General features: G+C 60.6%; 17 protein-coding genes. 6 read left to right on the top strand and 11 right to left on the bottom strand.

Annotation, left to right across the window (positions count from 1 at the left end; genetic code table 11):
* The first annotated feature begins 1 nt into the window (after position 1).
* Positions 2 to 337: a cytochrome C oxidase subunit IV family protein gene (locus ACS5Q1_RS00270; protein ID WP_473096315.1), complete on the top strand. Its 336-nt coding sequence runs from the start codon at positions 2 to 4 to the stop codon at positions 335 to 337.
* Positions 338 to 396: 59 nt separating this feature from the next.
* On the opposite strand, the gene ACS5Q1_RS00265 is transcribed toward ACS5Q1_RS00270, so the two are convergent.
* On the bottom strand, positions 397 to 1221 hold the full coding sequence (locus ACS5Q1_RS00265) for a DUF2189 domain-containing protein (RefSeq protein ID WP_473096314.1): 825 nt from the start codon (positions 1219 to 1221) through the stop codon (positions 397 to 399).
* A 187-nt stretch (positions 1222 to 1408) separates the two neighbouring features.
* Positions 1409 to 2797: a dipeptidase gene (locus ACS5Q1_RS00260; protein ID WP_473096313.1), complete on the bottom strand. Its 1389-nt coding sequence runs from the start codon at positions 2795 to 2797 to the stop codon at positions 1409 to 1411.
* Positions 2798 to 2964: 167 nt separating this feature from the next.
* Here ACS5Q1_RS00260 and ACS5Q1_RS00255 point away from each other — a divergent pair, with 167 nt between their 5' ends.
* From ACS5Q1_RS00255 to ACS5Q1_RS00240, 4 genes are all read left to right on the top strand, one after another.
* Positions 2965 to 4158, top strand: coding sequence for an adenylate/guanylate cyclase domain-containing protein (locus ACS5Q1_RS00255; RefSeq protein ID WP_473096312.1), 1194 nt, complete (start codon positions 2965 to 2967; stop codon positions 4156 to 4158).
* A gap of 58 nt (positions 4159 to 4216) precedes the next feature.
* Complete coding sequence (tam, locus tag ACS5Q1_RS00250; protein WP_473096311.1) at positions 4217 to 4990, top strand: trans-aconitate 2-methyltransferase; 774 nt, start codon at positions 4217 to 4219, stop codon at positions 4988 to 4990.
* Between the two features lie 170 nt (positions 4991 to 5160).
* Positions 5161 to 5718, top strand: coding sequence for a FecR domain-containing protein (locus ACS5Q1_RS00245; RefSeq protein WP_473096310.1), 558 nt, complete (start codon positions 5161 to 5163; stop codon positions 5716 to 5718).
* A 9-nt stretch (positions 5719 to 5727) separates the two neighbouring features.
* The gene (locus tag ACS5Q1_RS00240) at positions 5728 to 7599 is read left to right on the top strand and encodes a CHASE2 domain-containing protein (RefSeq protein WP_473096309.1); all 1872 of its coding nucleotides are present in this window, start codon (positions 5728 to 5730) and stop codon (positions 7597 to 7599) included.
* A 65-nt stretch (positions 7600 to 7664) separates the two neighbouring features.
* On the opposite strand, the gene ACS5Q1_RS00235 is transcribed toward ACS5Q1_RS00240, so the two are convergent.
* Entirely contained in the window at positions 7665 to 9545 is a 1881-nt protein-coding gene (locus ACS5Q1_RS00235; protein ID WP_473096308.1) for a tetratricopeptide repeat protein, read from the bottom strand.
* 168 nt (positions 9546 to 9713) lie between these two features.
* On the opposite strand from ACS5Q1_RS00235, the gene ACS5Q1_RS00230 reads away from it, so the two are divergent.
* Complete coding sequence (locus ACS5Q1_RS00230) at positions 9714 to 10784, top strand: GlxA family transcriptional regulator (RefSeq protein WP_473096307.1); 1071 nt, start codon at positions 9714 to 9716, stop codon at positions 10782 to 10784.
* Positions 10785 to 10834: 50 nt separating this feature from the next.
* Here the strand turns inward: ACS5Q1_RS00230 and ACS5Q1_RS00225 are convergent, their stop codons facing one another.
* From ACS5Q1_RS00225 to ACS5Q1_RS00190, 8 genes are all read right to left on the bottom strand, one after another.
* Positions 10835 to 11047 carry a hypothetical protein gene (locus ACS5Q1_RS00225; RefSeq protein WP_473096306.1) on the bottom strand — a complete coding sequence of 71 codons (213 nt, stop codon included), beginning with the start codon at positions 11045 to 11047 and terminating at the stop codon, positions 10835 to 10837.
* 136 nt (positions 11048 to 11183) lie between these two features.
* Positions 11184 to 12551, bottom strand: coding sequence for an FGGY-family carbohydrate kinase (locus tag ACS5Q1_RS00220; RefSeq protein WP_473096305.1), 1368 nt, complete (start codon positions 12549 to 12551; stop codon positions 11184 to 11186).
* Positions 12552 to 12555: 4 nt separating this feature from the next.
* Positions 12556 to 12879, bottom strand: a complete 324-nt coding sequence (gene rhaM, locus ACS5Q1_RS00215; protein WP_473096304.1) for an L-rhamnose mutarotase — start codon at positions 12877 to 12879, stop codon at positions 12556 to 12558.
* A complete protein-coding gene (locus tag ACS5Q1_RS00210) occupies positions 12876 to 13922 on the bottom strand; it encodes an ABC transporter permease (protein WP_473096303.1) in 1047 nt (348 codons plus the stop codon). Before ACS5Q1_RS00210 ends, rhaM begins: the two co-directional genes overlap by 4 nt.
* Positions 13919 to 14938 carry an ABC transporter permease gene (locus tag ACS5Q1_RS00205; protein ID WP_473096302.1) on the bottom strand — a complete coding sequence of 340 codons (1020 nt, stop codon included), beginning with the start codon at positions 14936 to 14938 and terminating at the stop codon, positions 13919 to 13921. Before ACS5Q1_RS00205 ends, ACS5Q1_RS00210 begins: the two co-directional genes overlap by 4 nt.
* A gap of 30 nt (positions 14939 to 14968) precedes the next feature.
* On the bottom strand, positions 14969 to 16486 hold the full coding sequence (locus tag ACS5Q1_RS00200; RefSeq protein ID WP_473096301.1) for a sugar ABC transporter ATP-binding protein: 1518 nt from the start codon (positions 16484 to 16486) through the stop codon (positions 14969 to 14971).
* A 77-nt stretch (positions 16487 to 16563) separates the two neighbouring features.
* A complete protein-coding gene (rhaS, locus tag ACS5Q1_RS00195; RefSeq protein ID WP_473096300.1) occupies positions 16564 to 17559 on the bottom strand; it encodes a rhamnose ABC transporter substrate-binding protein in 996 nt (331 codons plus the stop codon).
* 36 nt (positions 17560 to 17595) lie between these two features.
* Complete coding sequence (locus tag ACS5Q1_RS00190; protein ID WP_473096299.1) at positions 17596 to 18408, bottom strand: DeoR/GlpR family DNA-binding transcription regulator; 813 nt, start codon at positions 18406 to 18408, stop codon at positions 17596 to 17598.
* Positions 18409 to 18636 lie beyond the last annotated feature (228 nt).

Genomic DNA, 18636 nt, shown 5'->3' with positions numbered 1-18636 from the left:
CATGGCACAGGCAACGGCACATGCGCAGGGGCAGCAGCATCCGATCAAGCTTTATCTGGTCGTCTGGGCCTGGCTGTTCATCCTGAGCGCCTGCTCGTATTTCGTCGATTACTTCCAGCTCCAGGGCCTGCTCAGATACTCCCTCATTCTTCTCTTCATGATGCTGAAGGCAGGGCTCATCGTCGCCGTCTTCATGCATATGGCCTGGGAGCGTCTGTCGCTGGTCTATGCCATCCTGGTGCCGATCAGCGCCGTTCTAGTGTTCGTCGCGATCATGGTTCTCGAGGCGGACTACACGCTCCTGTCTAGGGTCATGTTCTTCAATTCCGGTTCCTGAACAGCATGAAGGCGGCCCGATCACCGGGCCGCCTCCAGATTTCTTCGCCTGAACGTCGTTTACCGCACGGGATGCGCCTCGTCAGGATGAGGAGGTTCCACGACCCGGCGATAGAGATGCCAGGTTGCGTGTCCAAGCACCGGCATCACGATGGCAAGGCCGACGAAGAGCGGGATCGATCCGATGAGGAGCGACACCGCGACGATGAGGCCCCACAAAGCCATGGTGAGCGGGTTCATCGCCACTGCCTTGATTGAGGTATAAACCGCAACGGCCGCGCCGACATCGCGGTCGAGAAGAAGCGGGAACGAGATCACGCTGATGCTCAGCACCGCCACGGCGAAGACGAAGCCGATGATGTTGCCAAGCACGATCAATCGCATGCCTTCGGACGTCGTAAGGACCTGATTGGTGAGTTGCGCAAAGGATGTCGGCACCTCGTAGCCGAAGATTGACTGATACAGAAGGCGGGCCGTCGTCAGCCACACCAGGAAGATGGCCAGCAGCAGGACGCCGAGCGCGATGATCGACGGGATCGACGGGGACTTCAGGACGTTGAACGCGTCCTGCCAGGTGGTCGACAGGCCGAGTTCCCGCCGCCGGCTGATCTCGTAAAGACCGATGCCCGCGAACGGGCCGATCAGCGCAAAGCCAGAGGCCAGCGGATAGAGAAGCGGCAGCGCATTGTTGCTGAAGGTGAGCGCGGCAAGGCAAACGCCGACGATAGGATAGATCAGCCCGAGGAAAACCAAGTGGGACGGCATGGCCCAAAAATCATCAAACCCCTTCGTCAGGGCTTCTTTCAAATCGGCAGGTGTAATCTTTCGGACGACAGGATGTGCCGGAGCCTCGCTTGCGCCGGCAACAATATGAAAATTGGCCATAATCGCTCCTCCAGGGCTTTACCTTGGCAGTTGAGATCACGGCCATGCGTGCGTGTCATCCAGCGGGTCACGCGTAACCGTAACCTATGCCTTGAGTATAGGATGAAACGATCAGGCTGTCGCCATGGATCCGCGTAACGTGAATCCATGGCGTTGATTTCGACATACGAAATTCAAGCCACATTTCTTATTTCGCAAGCGCGGCCAATATTCGGGCCCATGAGCGGATGCCGTGATGGAAGCTTGACAGGTCGTATTTCTCGTTCGGCGAATGGACCCGGTTATCGAAGCGGGCGAAGCCGACCATGAGCGCATCCATGTTGAGCATGCGCTTGAAATCGCCGACGATCGGGATGGAACCGCCCGTTCCCGCCAGCGCCGCCTCGCGGCCCCACTCCTCCGTGAGAGCATCCAGAGTCGGCTTGAGCCAAGGTCCGTCCAGCGGCAGGCTGAGCGCCGGGCTGCCGCCATGCTCCTTGAACGTCACGGTGCAATCCGCCGGAATGCGGGCCCGCACATGGGCGCGGAAGGCCTCCCGGACCTTGGCCGGGTCCTGTCCCGTCACGAGGCGGAACGAAACCTTGGCGGAAGCCTTTGAGGGGATAACCGTCTTGAAACCCTCGCCCGTATAGCCCCCGACGATCCCGTTGATTTCGCAGGTCGGACGCGCCCAGACCTGCTCCAGCACGCTGCGCCCTTTCTCGCCGGCCGGAATGCTCAAGCCCACCTGTCCGAGGAAACCTGCCTCGTCGAACGGCAGGCGGTTCCATTGATCCTTCACTTCAGCGGGAAGCTCCTGCACGCCGTCATAGAAGACCGGCAGGGTGATGCGTCCATCGGCATCGCGCAACGTCGCGAGGATCTCGGTCAGGAGATGGATCGGGTTGCGTGCGGCGGAGCCGAACATACCGGAGTGGAGATCCTTGTCGGCACAGGTGATTTCCACCTCCTCCCCGACCAAACCGCGCAGCATGGTGGTGATCGCCGGCGTATCGTGGTCCCACATGTCGGTGTCGCAGACGAGAGCGACATCCGCCGCCAGTTCGTCTTTGTGAGCCTCCAGGAACGGCTTGAGGCTCGGGCTGCCGGATTCCTCCTCGCCTTCGAGAAGGACCGACACACGGACCGGCAACTCGCCCGATACCGCTTTCCAGGCCCGACAGGCTTCGATGAAGGTCATCAGGGCGCCCTTGTCATCCGACGCGCCCCGCGCGACGATCCAGGTATCGCCGTTGGGGGCTGCCACGAGAGTCGGCTCGAAGGGCGGCGTGTTCCACAACTCGATGGGATCGACAGGCTGCACGTCATAGTGGCCGTAGAACAGTACATGCGGCCCCTTGGCTCCTTGGGCCTGATGACCCACGACCATGGGATGGCCTTGTGTCGTGCGAGCCGAGGCCTCGAAACCCAGTTGCCGCAGTTCCGCCGCCAGCCATTCCGCCGCCCGACGGCAATCGTCCTTGTAAGCCGGATCCGTCGAGATGCTGGGGATGCGGATGAGTTCGAAGAGACGCTCGAGACTCTTGTCCAGATCGGCATCGATACGGTCGAGAACGGCAGGAAGCTGGTCGGTCACGGAAGGTTCCTCATGATACGCCGCGAAGAATTGGCAACAGCACCCGCGCTCAAGGCGGGACGCGCCGTTTTACCGCCTCCCCGTCGCAGGCAAAAGGGGAATCCTCGCGTCCACGTGAAGACATCCATCCGCCCGAATGTTTGCCAGAACTCCGTCGGGATGGTCAGATGGGTCATCATGGCGGGACAGGTACGAGCGCTATGGATCGAATTGATGGGATCGGGCGCTGGCTGGTCGATCAGGCGCCGCGCGAGAATGTGAAGGGTCTGTTTGCGGGCTTCTGCCGCGAGATCGTCCGGGCCGGATGGCCCGTCTGGCGCGCGTCCCTTGGTCTGGAGGTGCTGCATCCGGAAGTCAGCGGCTGGCAGCATGTCTGGATAGACGAGAGCCTTTCCGTGCGGGAATCCGACCGGGCCACGGCGGCAACATCACCGTCGTATCTGAACAGCCCGACCCGCATCGTGGACGAAACGAGCAGGCTCTTCCGTCGCAGGCTTGATGAGCCCTGTCCCGACATGCCACTGCTCGAAGAGCTGAGGCTATCCGGCGCGACGGATTACATCATGTATCCGTTGCCATTCCTCGATCAGACCCGCACGGCCGCCATCTCGTTTGCCACACAGGATCTGCAAGGATTCGATGAGGCAACCATCGACAACCTCGAACGCGCGGCGATGATGCTGAGCCCCTATCTGGAGCGCCATGTGCTGCGCCGCATCGCCATCGATCTGCTCGACACCTATGTCGGGCCTCGAACAGGTCAACGCATCATCGAGGGTCGGGTGGATCGCGGCGCGGTGGAGTTGATCGAGTCTGCGATCTGGTTCACCGATCTTCGCGGCTTCACCCGTTTGTCGGAGCAGGCACCGATTCCGGATGTGCTGGCCGATCTGAATGCCTGGTTCGGCATCATTGGGGAAGTCGTCGAAGCCCATGGCGGCGAGGTGCTCAAGTTCATCGGCGACGCCGTACTGGCAATCTTCCCGACGTCACCCGAGCAGGACAGCACGGCTGTGTGCCGGAACGCCCTTGCCGCTGCACGGGAATTCTGCCTGAGAACGGATGCCGAAAACCAAACCCGCGGATCGGCAGGCAGCGCTCCTCTGAGACATTCTCTCTCCCTGCATTTCGGAGAGGTCGCCTACGGCAATGTGGGCGCATCTCATCGACTGGATTTCACGGTCATCGGCCCCGCCGTGAACCGAGCAAGCCGGCTTTTGGATCTGGCGAAAGAACTTGATCGAAAGGTGATTGTCTCAAGGGCCTTTGCACGGGAGGTCGATCTGCCCCTCGCCGATCTCGGTCGCCATCGGCTGCGAGGCATTGATCGCCCTCAGCAGGTTTTCGCTCTCCTTGAATAGAGTTTTGCTGTAGGTGTCACATCCATGCTTTGCAGACTGGAATGAGGAGGGCTTTCCGTTGGCGGACTGGAATGCGGGACTATACCTGAAATTCGAGGACGAGCGCACAAGGCCATCCATCGATCTGCTCGGGCGCGTGCCCTTGGAAGAGGCCACGAGTTGCGTCGACATCGGATGCGGCCCCGGGAACAGCACGGAGTTGATCGCCAAGCGCTATCCGGCAGCACGCGTCCTTGGAATCGACAATTCGCCGGACATGTTCGCCAAGGCACGAGCACGGTTGCCGGATCTGCGCTTTGAGGAAGCAGACATCGCGAATTGGCAGACCGATGAACGTTTCGATCTGATCTTCGCCAATGCCGTCCTGCAATGGCTACCGGGACATCCCGGTCTTCTCAAACGCCTCGTCTCCTTCTTGAAAGACGGAGGATGTCTTGCCGTTCAAATGCCGAACAATCTGAACGAGCCCTCCCACCGGCTTATGGCGCAGGTTGCGCAAGAAACACCATGGGCAGAGAAACTGTCCTCCGCGATTAAGGCAAAAGAGACGATCGGATCGTTCGAGGATTATTATGGCTGGCTGCGGCAGGCCGGGTGCGCTGTCGATATTTGGCAAACGACCTATGTTCATCCCCTCGATGGCACCGAAGCGATCGTCGAGTGGTTCAAGAGCACCGGGCTGAAGCCTTATATCGACCCGCTATCGCCAGAGGAGCGCTCCGAGTATCTGCACCGATACCATGCTGCGATCGCGCAAGCCTATCCCACTCAGCAGGACGGGAAGGTCTTGCTGCGCTTTCCACGCCTCTTCTTTGTCGCACGGCGTCAATAGATAGAGGATCGGTGGACAAGAGAGGCGCCCTGCAGCATCCGTGGCTGGTCCAAGGCATGCTCAGGGCCTGTCCTTCCCTAGCCCTTCGCAAGCCTTCATAGTATTATAACCCATCAAAATCTGTATGCCTTTCACGATGACGGCCGGTCCTTTGGCGACGGAGTTACATCATGGCATGGGATCGGACAGGTCGTCGGGTGAGCGGCCTTGCAGTTATCGAGTACATCCTGCCTGTTCTTCTTGCTCTCTTTCTGTTTCCCGAGAAAGCACAGGCGCAGAATGCCGGGTGCGCGCTGCAGGCTGCAGCGGCGCCACAGAGGCAGATTCTTCGCTGTCGTGACGGGCTGACCATCGAGGCCGAGGCAGGAGCCGAATACAGTCTCGTCGATCGGAACAGGGATAACCAGCCCGATGCGATCAGCCTGCGGAGCCGCGCCATTTTCATCGACGCACCGGCACGAACCAGCAGGCAAGGATTCGAGACCCTGACCCCTCAGGCCATCGCAGCCGTGCGCGGCACGCAGTGGGCCGTCGATGTGGCTGGGGGCAAGACAGCCGTTTTCGTCGTGACCGGGCGCGTATCCGTCAGGCGGCCGAGCGGCAGAACGGCCAGCGTCAATCTCGGTCCGGGGGAAGGCGTGGATGTGGAACCGGGGACGGCACCTCTGGTCGTCAGACGATGGCCCGCCGCCCGCGCGTCCGCTCTCTTGGCACGCTTTGGGCGATAGAATCCGAAAATGGGTCGGCACCATGTCTTCACCCTGATCGCGGCGGTTTTGGCCGGTCTCTGGGGTGCAGGGCTTGCGCTGTCGCATTGGCAGGGCCACGCGTCCTTCCTCGACCGCGTGGAAGCGCCCCTCACAGATTTGCGCTTTCTGATCCAGGGCCCTCGCCCGGCTCCGGACGCGGTCACCATCATCGCCATCGATGACCAGACGGTTCACGATGCAGGGTCCTATCCCCTCTCCAGATCCACCATGGCCCGTCTTGTTTCAGCGCTCGGGCGCATGAAGCCGAAGGCGATCGCTCTCGACATCCTGTTCATCGATCAAGGTCCGGCAGAAGGCGACCTTGCACTCACCGGTGCCCTTCGCGAAACGCCGAGCGTTCTCGCCGCTGCCGGCCTGTTCAGGCGCGGCGCGCAGGATTCACCCAATTCCACCGGTGATAACCTTGAGGGGCTTCCTGCCGCGCAAAGTCTGCTTCTGCCGCTTGAAACACTGGCGAGTGTCGCGGCTCTCGGGTTTGTCAACATTGCGACGGATGCATCGGGCGTTCCGCGCCATATCCCTCTCCTGCTGCGGTCGGCCGGTCAGATCCTGCCATCCTTTCCTTTGCGGACCGTTTCCGTTGCCGTGAAGCAGGATCCTGTTCTTCACCAGGACGGTATTGACATCGGCGGTATACCGACGAGCACCGAGAGAGGGTACGCCCTGCCCCTGCGCTTCTACGGCCCTGGCGGCACTATTCGCACGATCAGCGCGGGTCATATCCTGAACGGCAATGTTCCGGACGATGCGGTTCGCGACAAGATCGTCGTGATCGGCGCGACGGTCACGGGCGGTGGCGACACTTTTCCGACCCCCTTCGATCCAGTCATGCCGGGTGTCGAGGTTTTGGCAACAGCCATCACGCATCTGATGGAAAGCGACGGGCTCGTGCGTGACCGTCACGTTCGCTTCGTCGATGCCATCATGGCGGTCATTCTGCCGGTTCTGTTCGTTGTCCTTCTCTCCTGGCATCGCAGCATCTGGGGATTTGCTCTCATCGCCGGCGTCGTCACTCTATGGATCGGAGTGACCGTCGTGGCATTCACACGCGGCATCTGGCTCAGTGCGACTCTGCCTCTTGCAGCAGCTCTGCCTCCTGCCATTCTGTTTGGAGCAGCGTGGCTCTGGCTTGATCGCAACCGGGCGGAGTTCTTGAGCGTACAAAGCAGGACCCTGCAGAGCTTCCAGCCGCCGAGTCTGACCGAGAGGCTGACAAAGGATCCGACCTTTCTCGTAAAACCAGTCCGTCAACAGGCCGCGTTGATCTTCATCGATCTGTCGGGATTCACAGGTCTGACCGAAATCCTTCCTCTCGACCAGACACGCGAGGTTCTTCGAAGCTTCCACACCCTTGTCGACCAGGAAACCGTGCGCAATCACGGCATCGTCGCCAGCTTCATGGGCGATGGCGCCATGATCGTGTTCGGGCTTCCGGACCCTTCTCCTCAGGATGCCGGCCATGCTCTGGCAGCCTGCGTTGCCCTTTGCATGCACATGGAGAGTTGGCTTGCGGCGCTGCCACAGCCGATCGCATCGCGGATCGGCTTCAAGATCGGCGCCCACTACGGACGGATCATCGCATCGCGGCTCGGAGGCGACAGCCACCAGCACATCACGACGACCGGCGATACGGTCAATGTGGCAAGCCGGTTGATGGAAGTGGCAGCCTCTCATCACGCCGATCTTGCTTTGAGCGATGCCCTCTACCAAGCCGCGGGGCCGGCGCGCTCGGTTCTTGCATCCGGGGTCCTCGATGGGCCATTTCCCACGACGATCCGCGGCCGGGCGGGCTTGCTTCCCGTCTGGTTCTGGCGGAGAGACACATTACGGATGACCTGATGGAGAAAGGCTCCGATGACATCCACCGGAGCCTTTCTCCATGATCGGAATCCGATGACGCTGGTTCAGAGTTGATCGGGTACCGGCATATCCGTGCCGAACCAGTTCTTCTGCATCAGCGTCTGTGCTTCCTCGACCGTTTTCTGATCACCGCGCGCCTTTGCAGCGAGAAGCAATCCGGCGGCTGCCCAGCCGTTGTTCGGTGAGCGCTGGAGCGCTGCACGGAAAGCGTCCTCGGCCTCCGCGGGCTTTCCCTGGGCCATCAGCGCCGCCCCGAGGGACTGATGCACCGGATAGTACCAGTATGGCGGCTCCATATAGGGCAGCCGATCCTGGATGGTGGCGGCCTCCGCGAACAACGTGGCGGCCTTGGCCTGATCGCCCGCCGCCTGTGCGATCCGCGCCTCGACCTCGCGGGCTGCAATGGTCAACACGTCAGGTCCGGGCACGCCGGCATCGGGCAGAGCCGTGACCTCCGGTCTCTTCGCCAAGGCGTCAATTGCAGCAGCTTCCGCACGCGCTTCATCCGCACGCCCGAGACGGGCCAGAGCAATCCCGCGCGCATAATGCCAAGCGGCCTCGACTAGGGGAAAGTCACCCTGCGGCCTAGGAAGTGCCAGCACATCCTCGGGCTTCGAGAACAGAGCATGGGCGTTATATGGCGCAGCAGCGATCGGCTGCGTCCACGGAACTTCCCGCTTGGCGCGATCCGAAACGATGCCGGACAGTTTTTGCGCTGCCTCGATAGCTGTCTTTCCATCGCCTCCCGTCAGGGCTGAGACCATGACGAAATGAACATTGTGAGCGTAATAGGCCTCGGAATAGAGGAGGCTCGCACTGTCCTGCTTCAGGAAAGCTTCATCGGCCGCCGCCGCACGCACATTCGCGTCGAGACTCTCGCGCCAGCGTCCGAGGCGATACCAGATATGGCTCGGCATATGCACCAGATGCCCGGCGCCCGGAATCAACTTCTCCAGCCGTTCCGCATGAGGCGCCGCCTGCTCCGGATGGTCCGAGGACTCGATGGCATGGATGTAGAGATGGATGGCGCCCGGATGATCGGGATCTGGCTCCAAAGGTCCGAGTTGCTTCGTCCCGAGAACGCCCTCGATCAGGGCAACCATCCGCTCCGTCTTTCCTTTCGGCGTCTTGCCGCCATCCGCCCAGTAATCCCATGGCGTGAGATTCATGATCGCATCGGCCGTGAGTAGTGCCACATGCGCATTCTGCGGAAAGCGGGCCTGCACGGCTTCCATGGCATCCGCATAAGCCTGGTCCAGCGCCTTGCGATCGGCCTTGGGATCGGGCGAGTGCCGCTTTGAAAGCGCTTCGATTAACGCAACCTGCAAATCGCCGCCGTTCGGTGCGAGGCTCCGCGCTTTCTCGAGCACGACGACCGCGCGCGCATTCGCATCGGCATCCATCGGATAGTTGATATGCGGACCGAGCACCCAGGCCTCACCCCAGAGACACATGGCGCAATTCGGATCGAGGTCCTGCGCGGCCCGGAAGGCGCGCGCCGCTTCCGCATGATTGAAGCCCCAGCCCAGCCGATAGCCCTGATCGAAATAAGCCTGAGCCTGCCCGTTATTGTCCTTGGTCACGGCCCAGGAGAACTGGCCGAGATTATCGTAAAGAGGCGGCTTCCCATCCGAGCGCGGGGCGGCAGCTCCCTTTGGCAAGTCACGGCTGTAAGTGCCGAGCTCTGTGCGCTTTGGCTGAGCCGCCTGCGGCTGCGATTGCAGTTGCGCGACATTCATATGATGTCCGGCGCCATGCTGGCCCGGCTTCTGCAGGGCATGCAGCATCCGCACGCGCGGGCTGTCGTGACTTCCGAGCGGACAGGCCGCGGCCGGCCCTGCCGCGAGAATGGCCAAGATGGCAGTTGCGGAGAGAAGGACGGATCTTGCTGAGAGACGGCAGCGCTGAGCGATGAAGGTCGTCATGAGCACAGATTCCCAGGTTGATGGAAAGGCGGAGCGCCCGCAGGCGAGATCGTCCGACGCCGGGCGACGAACGCGACCAACTCAGCCCGATTGTGCCTTGAAGTTCACTTGCTCAGGAGAGGCGATCATGACAACGTGAGAGGGCAAAACTGCCAAGGAGACACGCCGATGCTCCACGTGGTCGTTCTGTTCCTGAATGGCGGATGCGCCTCGACGGCCCTTCTCCCGATGGAGATCTTCCGCAATGCTGGCGTCCTTTGGAATCTTCTGAGCGGCAGAACCCCGGAACCCCGTTTCCGTGTCACAACGGCATCGCTCGGTGGCGGCCCTGCCGTCACCGATCAGCTGGTCTCACTTCTCCCGTCCTGTGCAATCGAGCGCGTCGAGCAACCCGATATCGTGTTTGTTCCCGCAGGCGGATTGCCGCTCGATACAATGATGCAGAAAGGTTATTCCATCGATGCCGTCATCGAGCGTAATGCCGGCATCATTCCGTGGCTGAAGACATGGGCCGATGCGGGAACAAAGGTTGCGGGCGTCTGTTCGGGAGTAGCCCTTCTCGCCGAGGCGGGATTGCTCGATGGAAAGCGCGCAACGACGCATTGGGGCTTGGCGGAAATCTACCGCAGGCGCTTTCCCGATGTGGATTGGCAGCCGGATTACCTTATCACCGATGAGGGCGACATCGCCTGCAGCGGCGGCATCAATTCGGCCGCCGATCTGAGCCTCTACCTGGTGGAGAGGTTTGCAGGCCGCGACGTGGCGCTGGAATGTGCCAAGGCCCTGCTAATCGAGATGCCGCGAACATGGCAGGTCGCATTCGCCGATGTCATGCTGCGCAGGGATCACAATGATGAATGCATCCAGCGCGCACAGGACTGGGTGCATAGGCATTTTCAACGACCCATCGGCGTGGACGCCATCGCGGCCAGGGTCGGAATGAGTCCTCGCAACTTTGTCCGCCGCTTCAAGGACGCGACGGGACATACCCCCTTGAGCTACATCCACACCATTCGCGTGACCATGGCGAAGAGATTGTTGGAAGGCGGACAGCAGACCATTCAGGAAGTCAGTCAGGCCGTGGGCTATGAAGATGTGATTTTCTTCCGGGACCTGTTCAAGCGTCACACGGGGGTGTGTCCCACGGAATACAGAACCCGCTTCGGAACGTCACCCATCACAAACGCTGTCAACCGGCGCGGCTCTCGCATCGAGGTTCCGGCAAGGCCCTCGTGGTGAGTGGCGACAAGCCGCGCCTTGGTTTCACGGCAGGATCGAATGCGTTGCGATCAAGCGCTCTGCTCTTCGGTCGAACGCTCGATCCGGATCGAACGCCTTCTCTCACGCCGCAGACGCTTCATCAAAGCAATCGATGCAACCATCGTGCGTTCAAGTTCGGACAGGATGGCATTCGTATCCACAGCGGGCGTTAGGTTCTTTCGTTCCAATTTCATCAGCAGCCTGTTTCGCTTTTCCAATGTTCCAACTGGATTGTTCTTCAAGCTAAGCGTTGCAGTGCGGCTGGAATATGGCAGGCCAAGAATGAGTTTAGTCGCTGATCTTGCGATAACGAGTTAATACTTTTTGAACGATTTAACGATGCATCGATATCGCCATTCGGATCTTGGATTTCTCCGATCAGCTCGTCTCCGGCAGAGCGTTCCACTCTGCACAATAGCGCGGAAAGCTTTCGGGGAGTTGATGGGAGGACGGCTCCCTGCCTTCCTGAGGTGAGCTTTGGGCTGAGGATTCAAGCGCGAGGAGAGCAGCACCAACGCTCGTTCCGGTCGAACTGGAAACGGCGATGACCGGGCGCCCGGTCGCCTTCGACAAGGCCTCTGTGTAAAGCGCATTCCGTGCAAAGGGTCCTTCCACGATAACAGGACCTGCCGCGCGCGTCAGGTCGAGGCAAGCCTTCGTCATGAGCGCCGCGTAGAGCGAGGCTGCGACATCGGTCTCGTCCGGGTTCAGGCTCGTCGAGGCATTGACGACGCGATGCACAGCATCGGGAAACGGTCCGCATCCAGACACGACGCTCGGGGTCAGGACAATGCGTTCCTCCACGACGCGACGAATTGCATCCGGCGTTGCCGTCCCCTGTCCTTTTGTTAGTAGCTCGAACTCACGCCCTCCCATGAAACGTGCGGATGGTACCACACGGCCCAGAGCGTCCACGTTGGCGAGCGTATCACGCTTCGGGTCGAGATGGTCGAGATCGCCGCCGACTGCGAAGATCACGACCCATGTGCCTGTCGAGATCACGGAGAATGGGGCTTCGTGCTGACCGAGATGGGGCAGGAGCGAGGCATTCGAGTCGTGAATGCCGCAATAGACGGGCACGGGTAGAGCAAGTCCGATCTTTGCGGAGATTTCCTCCGTCACAGACCCCAGAAGATCGGACGGCTTTCTGACAGGAGCCAGATTGTCGGCGATCCCGAGTGTCTCGACGAGCGAGGAGAAGCGCCCCTGCCTTGGCCTCCAGAGATCCGTGTGGCATCCGAGAGATGTCACCTCGGTGGCAGCAATTCCTGTCAGCCGCCAGCCCCAATATTGCGGGTAGGTGACGATGGTCTGCACTTTCTTGAAGGCGCCCGGAAAGGCGGTTTTCTGATAGTGCAGCTGCGCCCCGAGATTGAGGCCGCCGGGAAGGCGTGGCGAGAGCGTCTCTGAAAAATCCGGCCTGATCGCGTCATAGGCAGCTTCGATTTCTGCCGGGTAGCGGAATTCATAGTCGAGGACGGGAAGCGCCAGTCCTTCCGCACCCAAAAGCACGCCGCTCGCGCCATGGGCGGTGATCGAAATGGCATCGAACCCGAATTCCGCGTTGAGTTCCTTCAAGGACTGCAGGAGGAACGCGAAAATCCCATCCACGTCGAAATGCGGATAGAGTCCGTCGGGCAGAACTTTGTTGGGACGTGTCCGGGCAGCGATCTCGCGCCTTTCCCCGGCATCGACGATGACGGCCTTGACATTGGTCTTGCCGACATCGAGCACAGCGACTTTCATGAAATCATTCCATATGAAAGACGGTGATGAGCGGCTTATCGACCGGCGAGTTGTCGGGATTTGTCGCCATGATGTCGCCCATATGGGCCCACCAGCGTTTCATCACCGGATGGCTCGGCAGATCCGCCATGCGGTGATCCGCCCGCCGCCATAAAACCCCGAACAGAATGCCTGTCTCCCGGTCGAGATGGATCGAGTAATCCTCGACACCCGCCTCCTTCAGAAGCACGACCAGTTCCGGCCAGATCTCGTCATGCCGGCGGCGATACTCATCCTCCATGCCCGGATTGAGTTGCATCTTGAAGGCGTATTTCTCTTTCGTGCTCATGCGGCAGCCTTTGAACGGATGCGACGGATGACGATCGGCAGCGCAATCACGAGGATCAGCAGCAGGCCGATGAAAATCGACATGACGATGCCGGGGACGTTGAGAAGTCCAAGACCGAAGGTCACGAGGCCCATCACGATGGCGGCAAGCACCACCCCTGGAATGGTGCCCGAGCCACCGAGGATGCTCACGCCGCCGAGCACCGCCATGGTGACCACCTCGAGCTCCCAGCCTGCTGCGATGGTGTGACGGGTCGAGCCCAATCGCGATGTCAGGCAGACAGCCGCGAATCCGCTCATGAAGCCGGTCATCAGGAAGAGCATGAACTTGGTGCGCTGAACCGGGATACCGGAGAACTGCGCCGCAAAAGCGTTGTTGCCGATGGCGTAAATCCGCCGCCCGAAAGCGGTCCAATGCAGCAGGATGCCGAAGGCGAGAGCGACAATGACGAAGGCCACCATCTCGAAAGTGACGACTTCAAAGCCGGGAAGCGTCGGCCACCAGGAAAAATCCGACATATAACCCTGCCCGAACCACGCGAAGCTCGCAGGATAGCCGCCATAGGCCCGATCGCCGAGGACGATCTGGGCGATGCCCCGAAACAGGCTCATGGTCCCGATGGTGACGACGATGGATGGAAGTCCGACGCGGGCCACCAGAAAGCCGTTGAAGGATCCGCAGAGCAATCCGACACCAAGCCCGATCCCAACGAGAGACGGAGTCTGGAAACCGGCTTGCGCAGCGGCTCCCATGGCCGTTGAAGCCAGCGCAATGATGGCAGCCACCGAGAGATCGATCTCGCCCGAGACAATCAGCAATGTCATGGCGAAGGCGATCATCGCCTTTTCGGTGAAGTTGTAGGTCGCGTCCGACAGGTTCCACGGATCGAGGAAGTGAGGAGACGCCAGCGAGTTTGCGATGAAGATCGCAATGGCGACGGCGGCAAGCAGGGCCTCCCAGCTGCCGAGAATTCGTCCGGCCGGAGTCGAGAGCTTGTCGGGGATATGCCGTGTCGGCTGCTTCTCCAGAGTGAGTGTGCTCATGCGGCTGCTCCTTCGGCCTGCGCTTCCGTCAGCGTCGGACTGCGTTTCACGGCATCGCGAAGAATGAGCCGTCCTTTCCGTTTTTCCTGCCGCGCATTGAAGAGAACGGCGACGATGATCACGAAGCCAGAAATGGCCATCTGCCAGAACGGAGAGATATTGATCACCGGCAAAGCATTCTTGATCGTGCCGAGGAACAGGGCACCAAGGATTGTGCCACCGACGGACCCGATGCCTCCGAGCGTCGAAATTCCACCGATCACGCAGGCCGCGACCGTATCGAGTTCGAACCCGGCGGCGATATCGACATAGGCGACCGCATAGCGCGAGACCCAGAGATAGCCACAGAGGCCCGCCAGAGCGCCCGACAGAACGAAGGCGAAGAAGCGTGTGCGCCCGACATCGATCCCCGCATAGAGAGCAGCCGTCGGGTTGCCGCCCGCCGCGTAGAGGGCGCGTCCGAAAACCGTGCGTGTAAAGGCGAGACTGATAATCGCGATCACCAGGATCGCAGTCCAGCCGAGCAAGGGAAGTCCGAACACGTTGAGACGGGGCGTGTTGAGGAAGGCTGGCGTCATCTGGGTCTGATTGACCCAGGCTCCGCCTGAGAGCACGAAGGCCATGCCGCGATAGATCGTCAGCGTGCCGAGCGTCGCCACGATGGAGGGAATACCGATCTTCCACACCATGAGGCCGTTGATCGCGCCGAGAAACGCCCCGATTCCCATGGCCATCACGATGAGAACGGGCAGCGGGATCTGCGGATAAGCGGCGTTCATCATGGCGATGGCCATGCCGGTAAAGGACAGATTCGCAGCCACCGACAGATCGATGGACTTGGTAAGGATCACCGCCATCTGGCCGAGCGCCAGGATCATCAGAATGGAGGTGTCGTTGAAGATGTTGGCAAGGCTCTCCGGCGAGGCAAAGCCCGGCGCGCGATAGGAGAAGACCGCGATCAGGACGATGATGATCGCTGCCAGCAGGAGTTCACGATACTTCAGGATTCGGCTCATCGTCGGTTCCAGATTCCTTATCCCGCGAGGTCACATGTTACCCGTGGCGGCGCGCACCAGCGTCTCGGCATCGAAGCTGCCGCGCTCCCACAGGCCGGCCATTCGTCCCTCGCGCATTACCAATACGCGGTCGGACATTCCTAAGACTTCAGGCAGTTCGGACGAGACCATGATGACGCTCAGCCCCTCGCCTGCGAGCTCGCTCATGAAGGCATGCACCGCGGCCTTTGAGCCGATGTCGATTCCTTTCGTGGGCTCATCCAGGATGATGACCTTCGGCTTGGTGGCGAGCCACTTTCCGATCACCACCTTCTGCTGATTGCCGCCGGACAGGGTGCCGACAGGAACGGAGAGCGCTGCGGCGCGAAGGTCCAGCCGCTCGGCATAGCGCCGGGCCAAGGCGAATTCTTCTGCCTGACGCAGGAAGCCAGCCCTGGTCGTGCGATCGAGCGTCGCCATGGAGATGTTCTGGAAGATCGGCATCTGCAGAACGACACCATGACGGCCACGCTCTTCGGGCACATATACGATGCCAGCGGTCGTGGCATCCGCCGGAGAGCGGATGTCGATCCTGTGTCCTTCCAGTTCGATTACTCCGGCGCTGGGACGGGTGATGCCGAACAGTGCCTGGCAGAATTCCGAGCGCCCTGCTCCGACCAACCCATAGAGGCCTAGGATTTCTCCGCGCCGCAGGTCGAAGGAGATGTTGTCGAATTCCGTCGGATGCGAGTAGCCGGAAACCTTCAGAACGGTATTCCCGATCGCAACATCTACCTTTGGAAACACATGCTCGACGGAACGGCCGACCATCATGCGGACGATCTCGTCCTGCCCGGTCTGTGCCAGCAGACCGGAACCGATGGAGCGCCCGTCGCGGAACACCACGAATCGTTCGGCAATCTGATAGACCTCTTCGAACTTGTGGCTGATGAAGAGGATTGCCTTGCCCTGCTTCTTCAGCCGTTCGATGATCTGGAAGAGATCCTCCACCTCCTTGTAAGAGAGCGCAGCCGTCGGCTCGTCCATGATGACGACGCGGGCCTCGACGGACAGCGCCCGCGCGATGGCGACCAGATGCCGATGCGCGATCGAGAGGTCCTTCAGGCGCGTATAGGGGCTGATCGGTGCATCGATGGAGGTGAGCAGGGCCGCGGCGCGCGCGTTCATGGCTCCCCAATTGACGAGACCCAGCCGGTTTCTCGGCGCATGACCGAGAAAGATGTTCTCGGCGACCGAGAGCTCGTCGAAGAGCACGGTTTCCTGATGGATTGCCGTAATGCCGCTCCGGATCGCCGCCTCGGCATTGGCGAAATGCACGGAAACGCCATCGACGACAATCTCACCGCCATCCGGCTGATAGATACCGGTCAGGATCTTGACGAGCGTCGATTTGCCCGCGCCATTCTCGCCGATCAACGCCGTCACCGTTCCGGGATAGAGCGCGACGTCCACATGATCGAGCGCCTTCACTCCGGGAAACGACTTGGAAATTCCGCGCATCTCCAGAAGCGGAGTCTGGACCTCGGGAACCGCTTGAGCCACGGACATGGGAAACCCTGCCAAGTGCCGATGAGTGCAAGGAGGACGCAGCTATCCGCGCCCTCTCTCCGAGTGGCTTTACGATCTCAGAAGATCTTGGCGAATTCGTCGACGTTCTTCTTGTCGTAGACGAAGGGATCGGCCATCGCGGCCTCGCCGTTGTCGCCGATCTTGATCTTGCCCATGCGGCCGGCATTGATCTCGGAACCGGGCTTGCCGTCGGTTTCCCCTTTGACTATACGATAGGCGATCTGCGTGGCGGAATAGCCGAGGTCGATCGGGTTCCAGATCGCGAATTCCTTCGTCGCGCCGGAATGAACCGCACCGGCCATCTCGGAGGGAAGCCCGAGGCCCGTCACATAGACCTGCCCGATCTTGCCGGCATCCTTCACTACCTGCGAGGCGGCGAGCACACCGACCGTCGTCGGAGCGACGATCACCTTCACGTTCGGATGCGACTTCAGCAGGCCTTGCGCTTCACGATAGCTCTTGTCCGCCAGATCGTCGCCATAGACGGTGGTGACGAGGTTGAGCCCGGGATATTTCGGAAGCTGCTTCTTCATCTCGGCGATCCAGGTGTTCTGGTTGGTCGAGGTGGAGGTGGCAGACAGGATCGCGAAATCGCCTTTGCCGTCCGGCAGATGGGATGCGGCGAGCTTCAGGCACATGTTGCCGATGAGCTCGTTCGACGACGGGTTGAGGTGCACGATCCGCCCGTCCTTGCCGACGGCGGAATCCCAGGAGATCACCTTGATGCCGCGCTGCGCCGCCCGCTTCAGCGCCGGAACGACCGCATCGGGATCGTTGGCCGAGATCGCGATCGCGTCGACGCGCTGAGCGATGAGGGCGTTGATCACCTCAATCTGCCCTTCGGCCGTGGTGGTCGTCGGTCCGGTATAGATGACCTCGACGCCGCCGAGCTCCTTCGCCGCCTCCTGCGCACCCTTGTTGGCGGCCTCGAAGAAGCCGTTGCCGAGGGACTTCACCAAGAGACCGATCTTCACATTCTGAGCGCTTGCGGAACCGGCGAAGAGAGCCAGGCCCAGCGCCGTGCCGAGGGCAAGCTTTGCAAATGCCTTCATGTTCTTCCTCCCTTTTCAAACACCTCTCGCCGGCTCTCAGGCCGCCGATGAGGATTCCACAGACTGATCGGCGGCCGTCGTTCCGGCGATGATCAGTTTGATTCCGGCATTCTCGATCATGGTCCTGGCCGAATCCAGGATGGCGTCATCGGTAATTAGCGTGGAGACACGGTCGAGGGGACAAAGGATGAGGCTGGAGCGGCGCTGGAACTTGGTGGAATCCACCATCAGCACCAGCTCGTCGGCCTGATTGATCAGCTTCTGCTCGGCCTGGATGATCAGGGCATCCTGCTCCATGACGCCGAGCGCGCCGACGCCTTGGGCGCCCATGAACATGCGCCGCGCATAGAAATTGCGCGTCACGTCATTCTCGAACGGCGAAAGAATGATGCTCTGGTCGCGATAGATCGAGCCGCCCGGCAGCATCACCTGGTTCTTGGAATGTTTCACGAGGTGCTCGGCGATGGCGAAGGAATTCGTAAACACCTGCAACCGGCGAGCGGTCAGATAATGCACCATCTGAAACGTCGTGGTGCCGCCATTGATGATGATGGCGTCACCCTCAGTGCACAAAGCCACGGCCTCCCGGGCAATAGCCCGCTTCTTCGCGATGTTCTCGCTTTCCGACACGCGAAACGGCTTGGCGGCCAGACTTCCGATCTGAGCTGGATGGAGTGCCTCCGCTCCTCCGCGGACGCGGCGCAGGCGCCCTTGAACGTGCAGGGCCGCGATATCGCGGCGGATCGTGGCTTCCGAGGCGGAAGTCAGTTCCACAAGATCCTGGACTGTTGCGACCGGCTTCTCCTGGACGGCGCTCAGGATGATCCGGTGCCTTTCACGTTCGTGCATGGGTCCTCAACAAGGCAGATCGACGTTGATCGGAAGGATCAAATACCTTTCAGATTCACGCAAGCTATGGCCGTAGACTGCGCATCTAACCGATCACAGTCAATCAATATCATCATACCACCTTGGTATCATGATCATTATTGATCAAATTTGATCGTTTCCTGGTTGACAAGAACCGGGGCTCCCGTCACCTTTCGGCTCAAATCCGGGGCGTGTGCGCCTCACGAG

The organism is Microvirga sp. GN3 (assembly GCF_055792825.1).
This window is presented reverse-complemented; position numbering and strand designations above follow the sequence as displayed.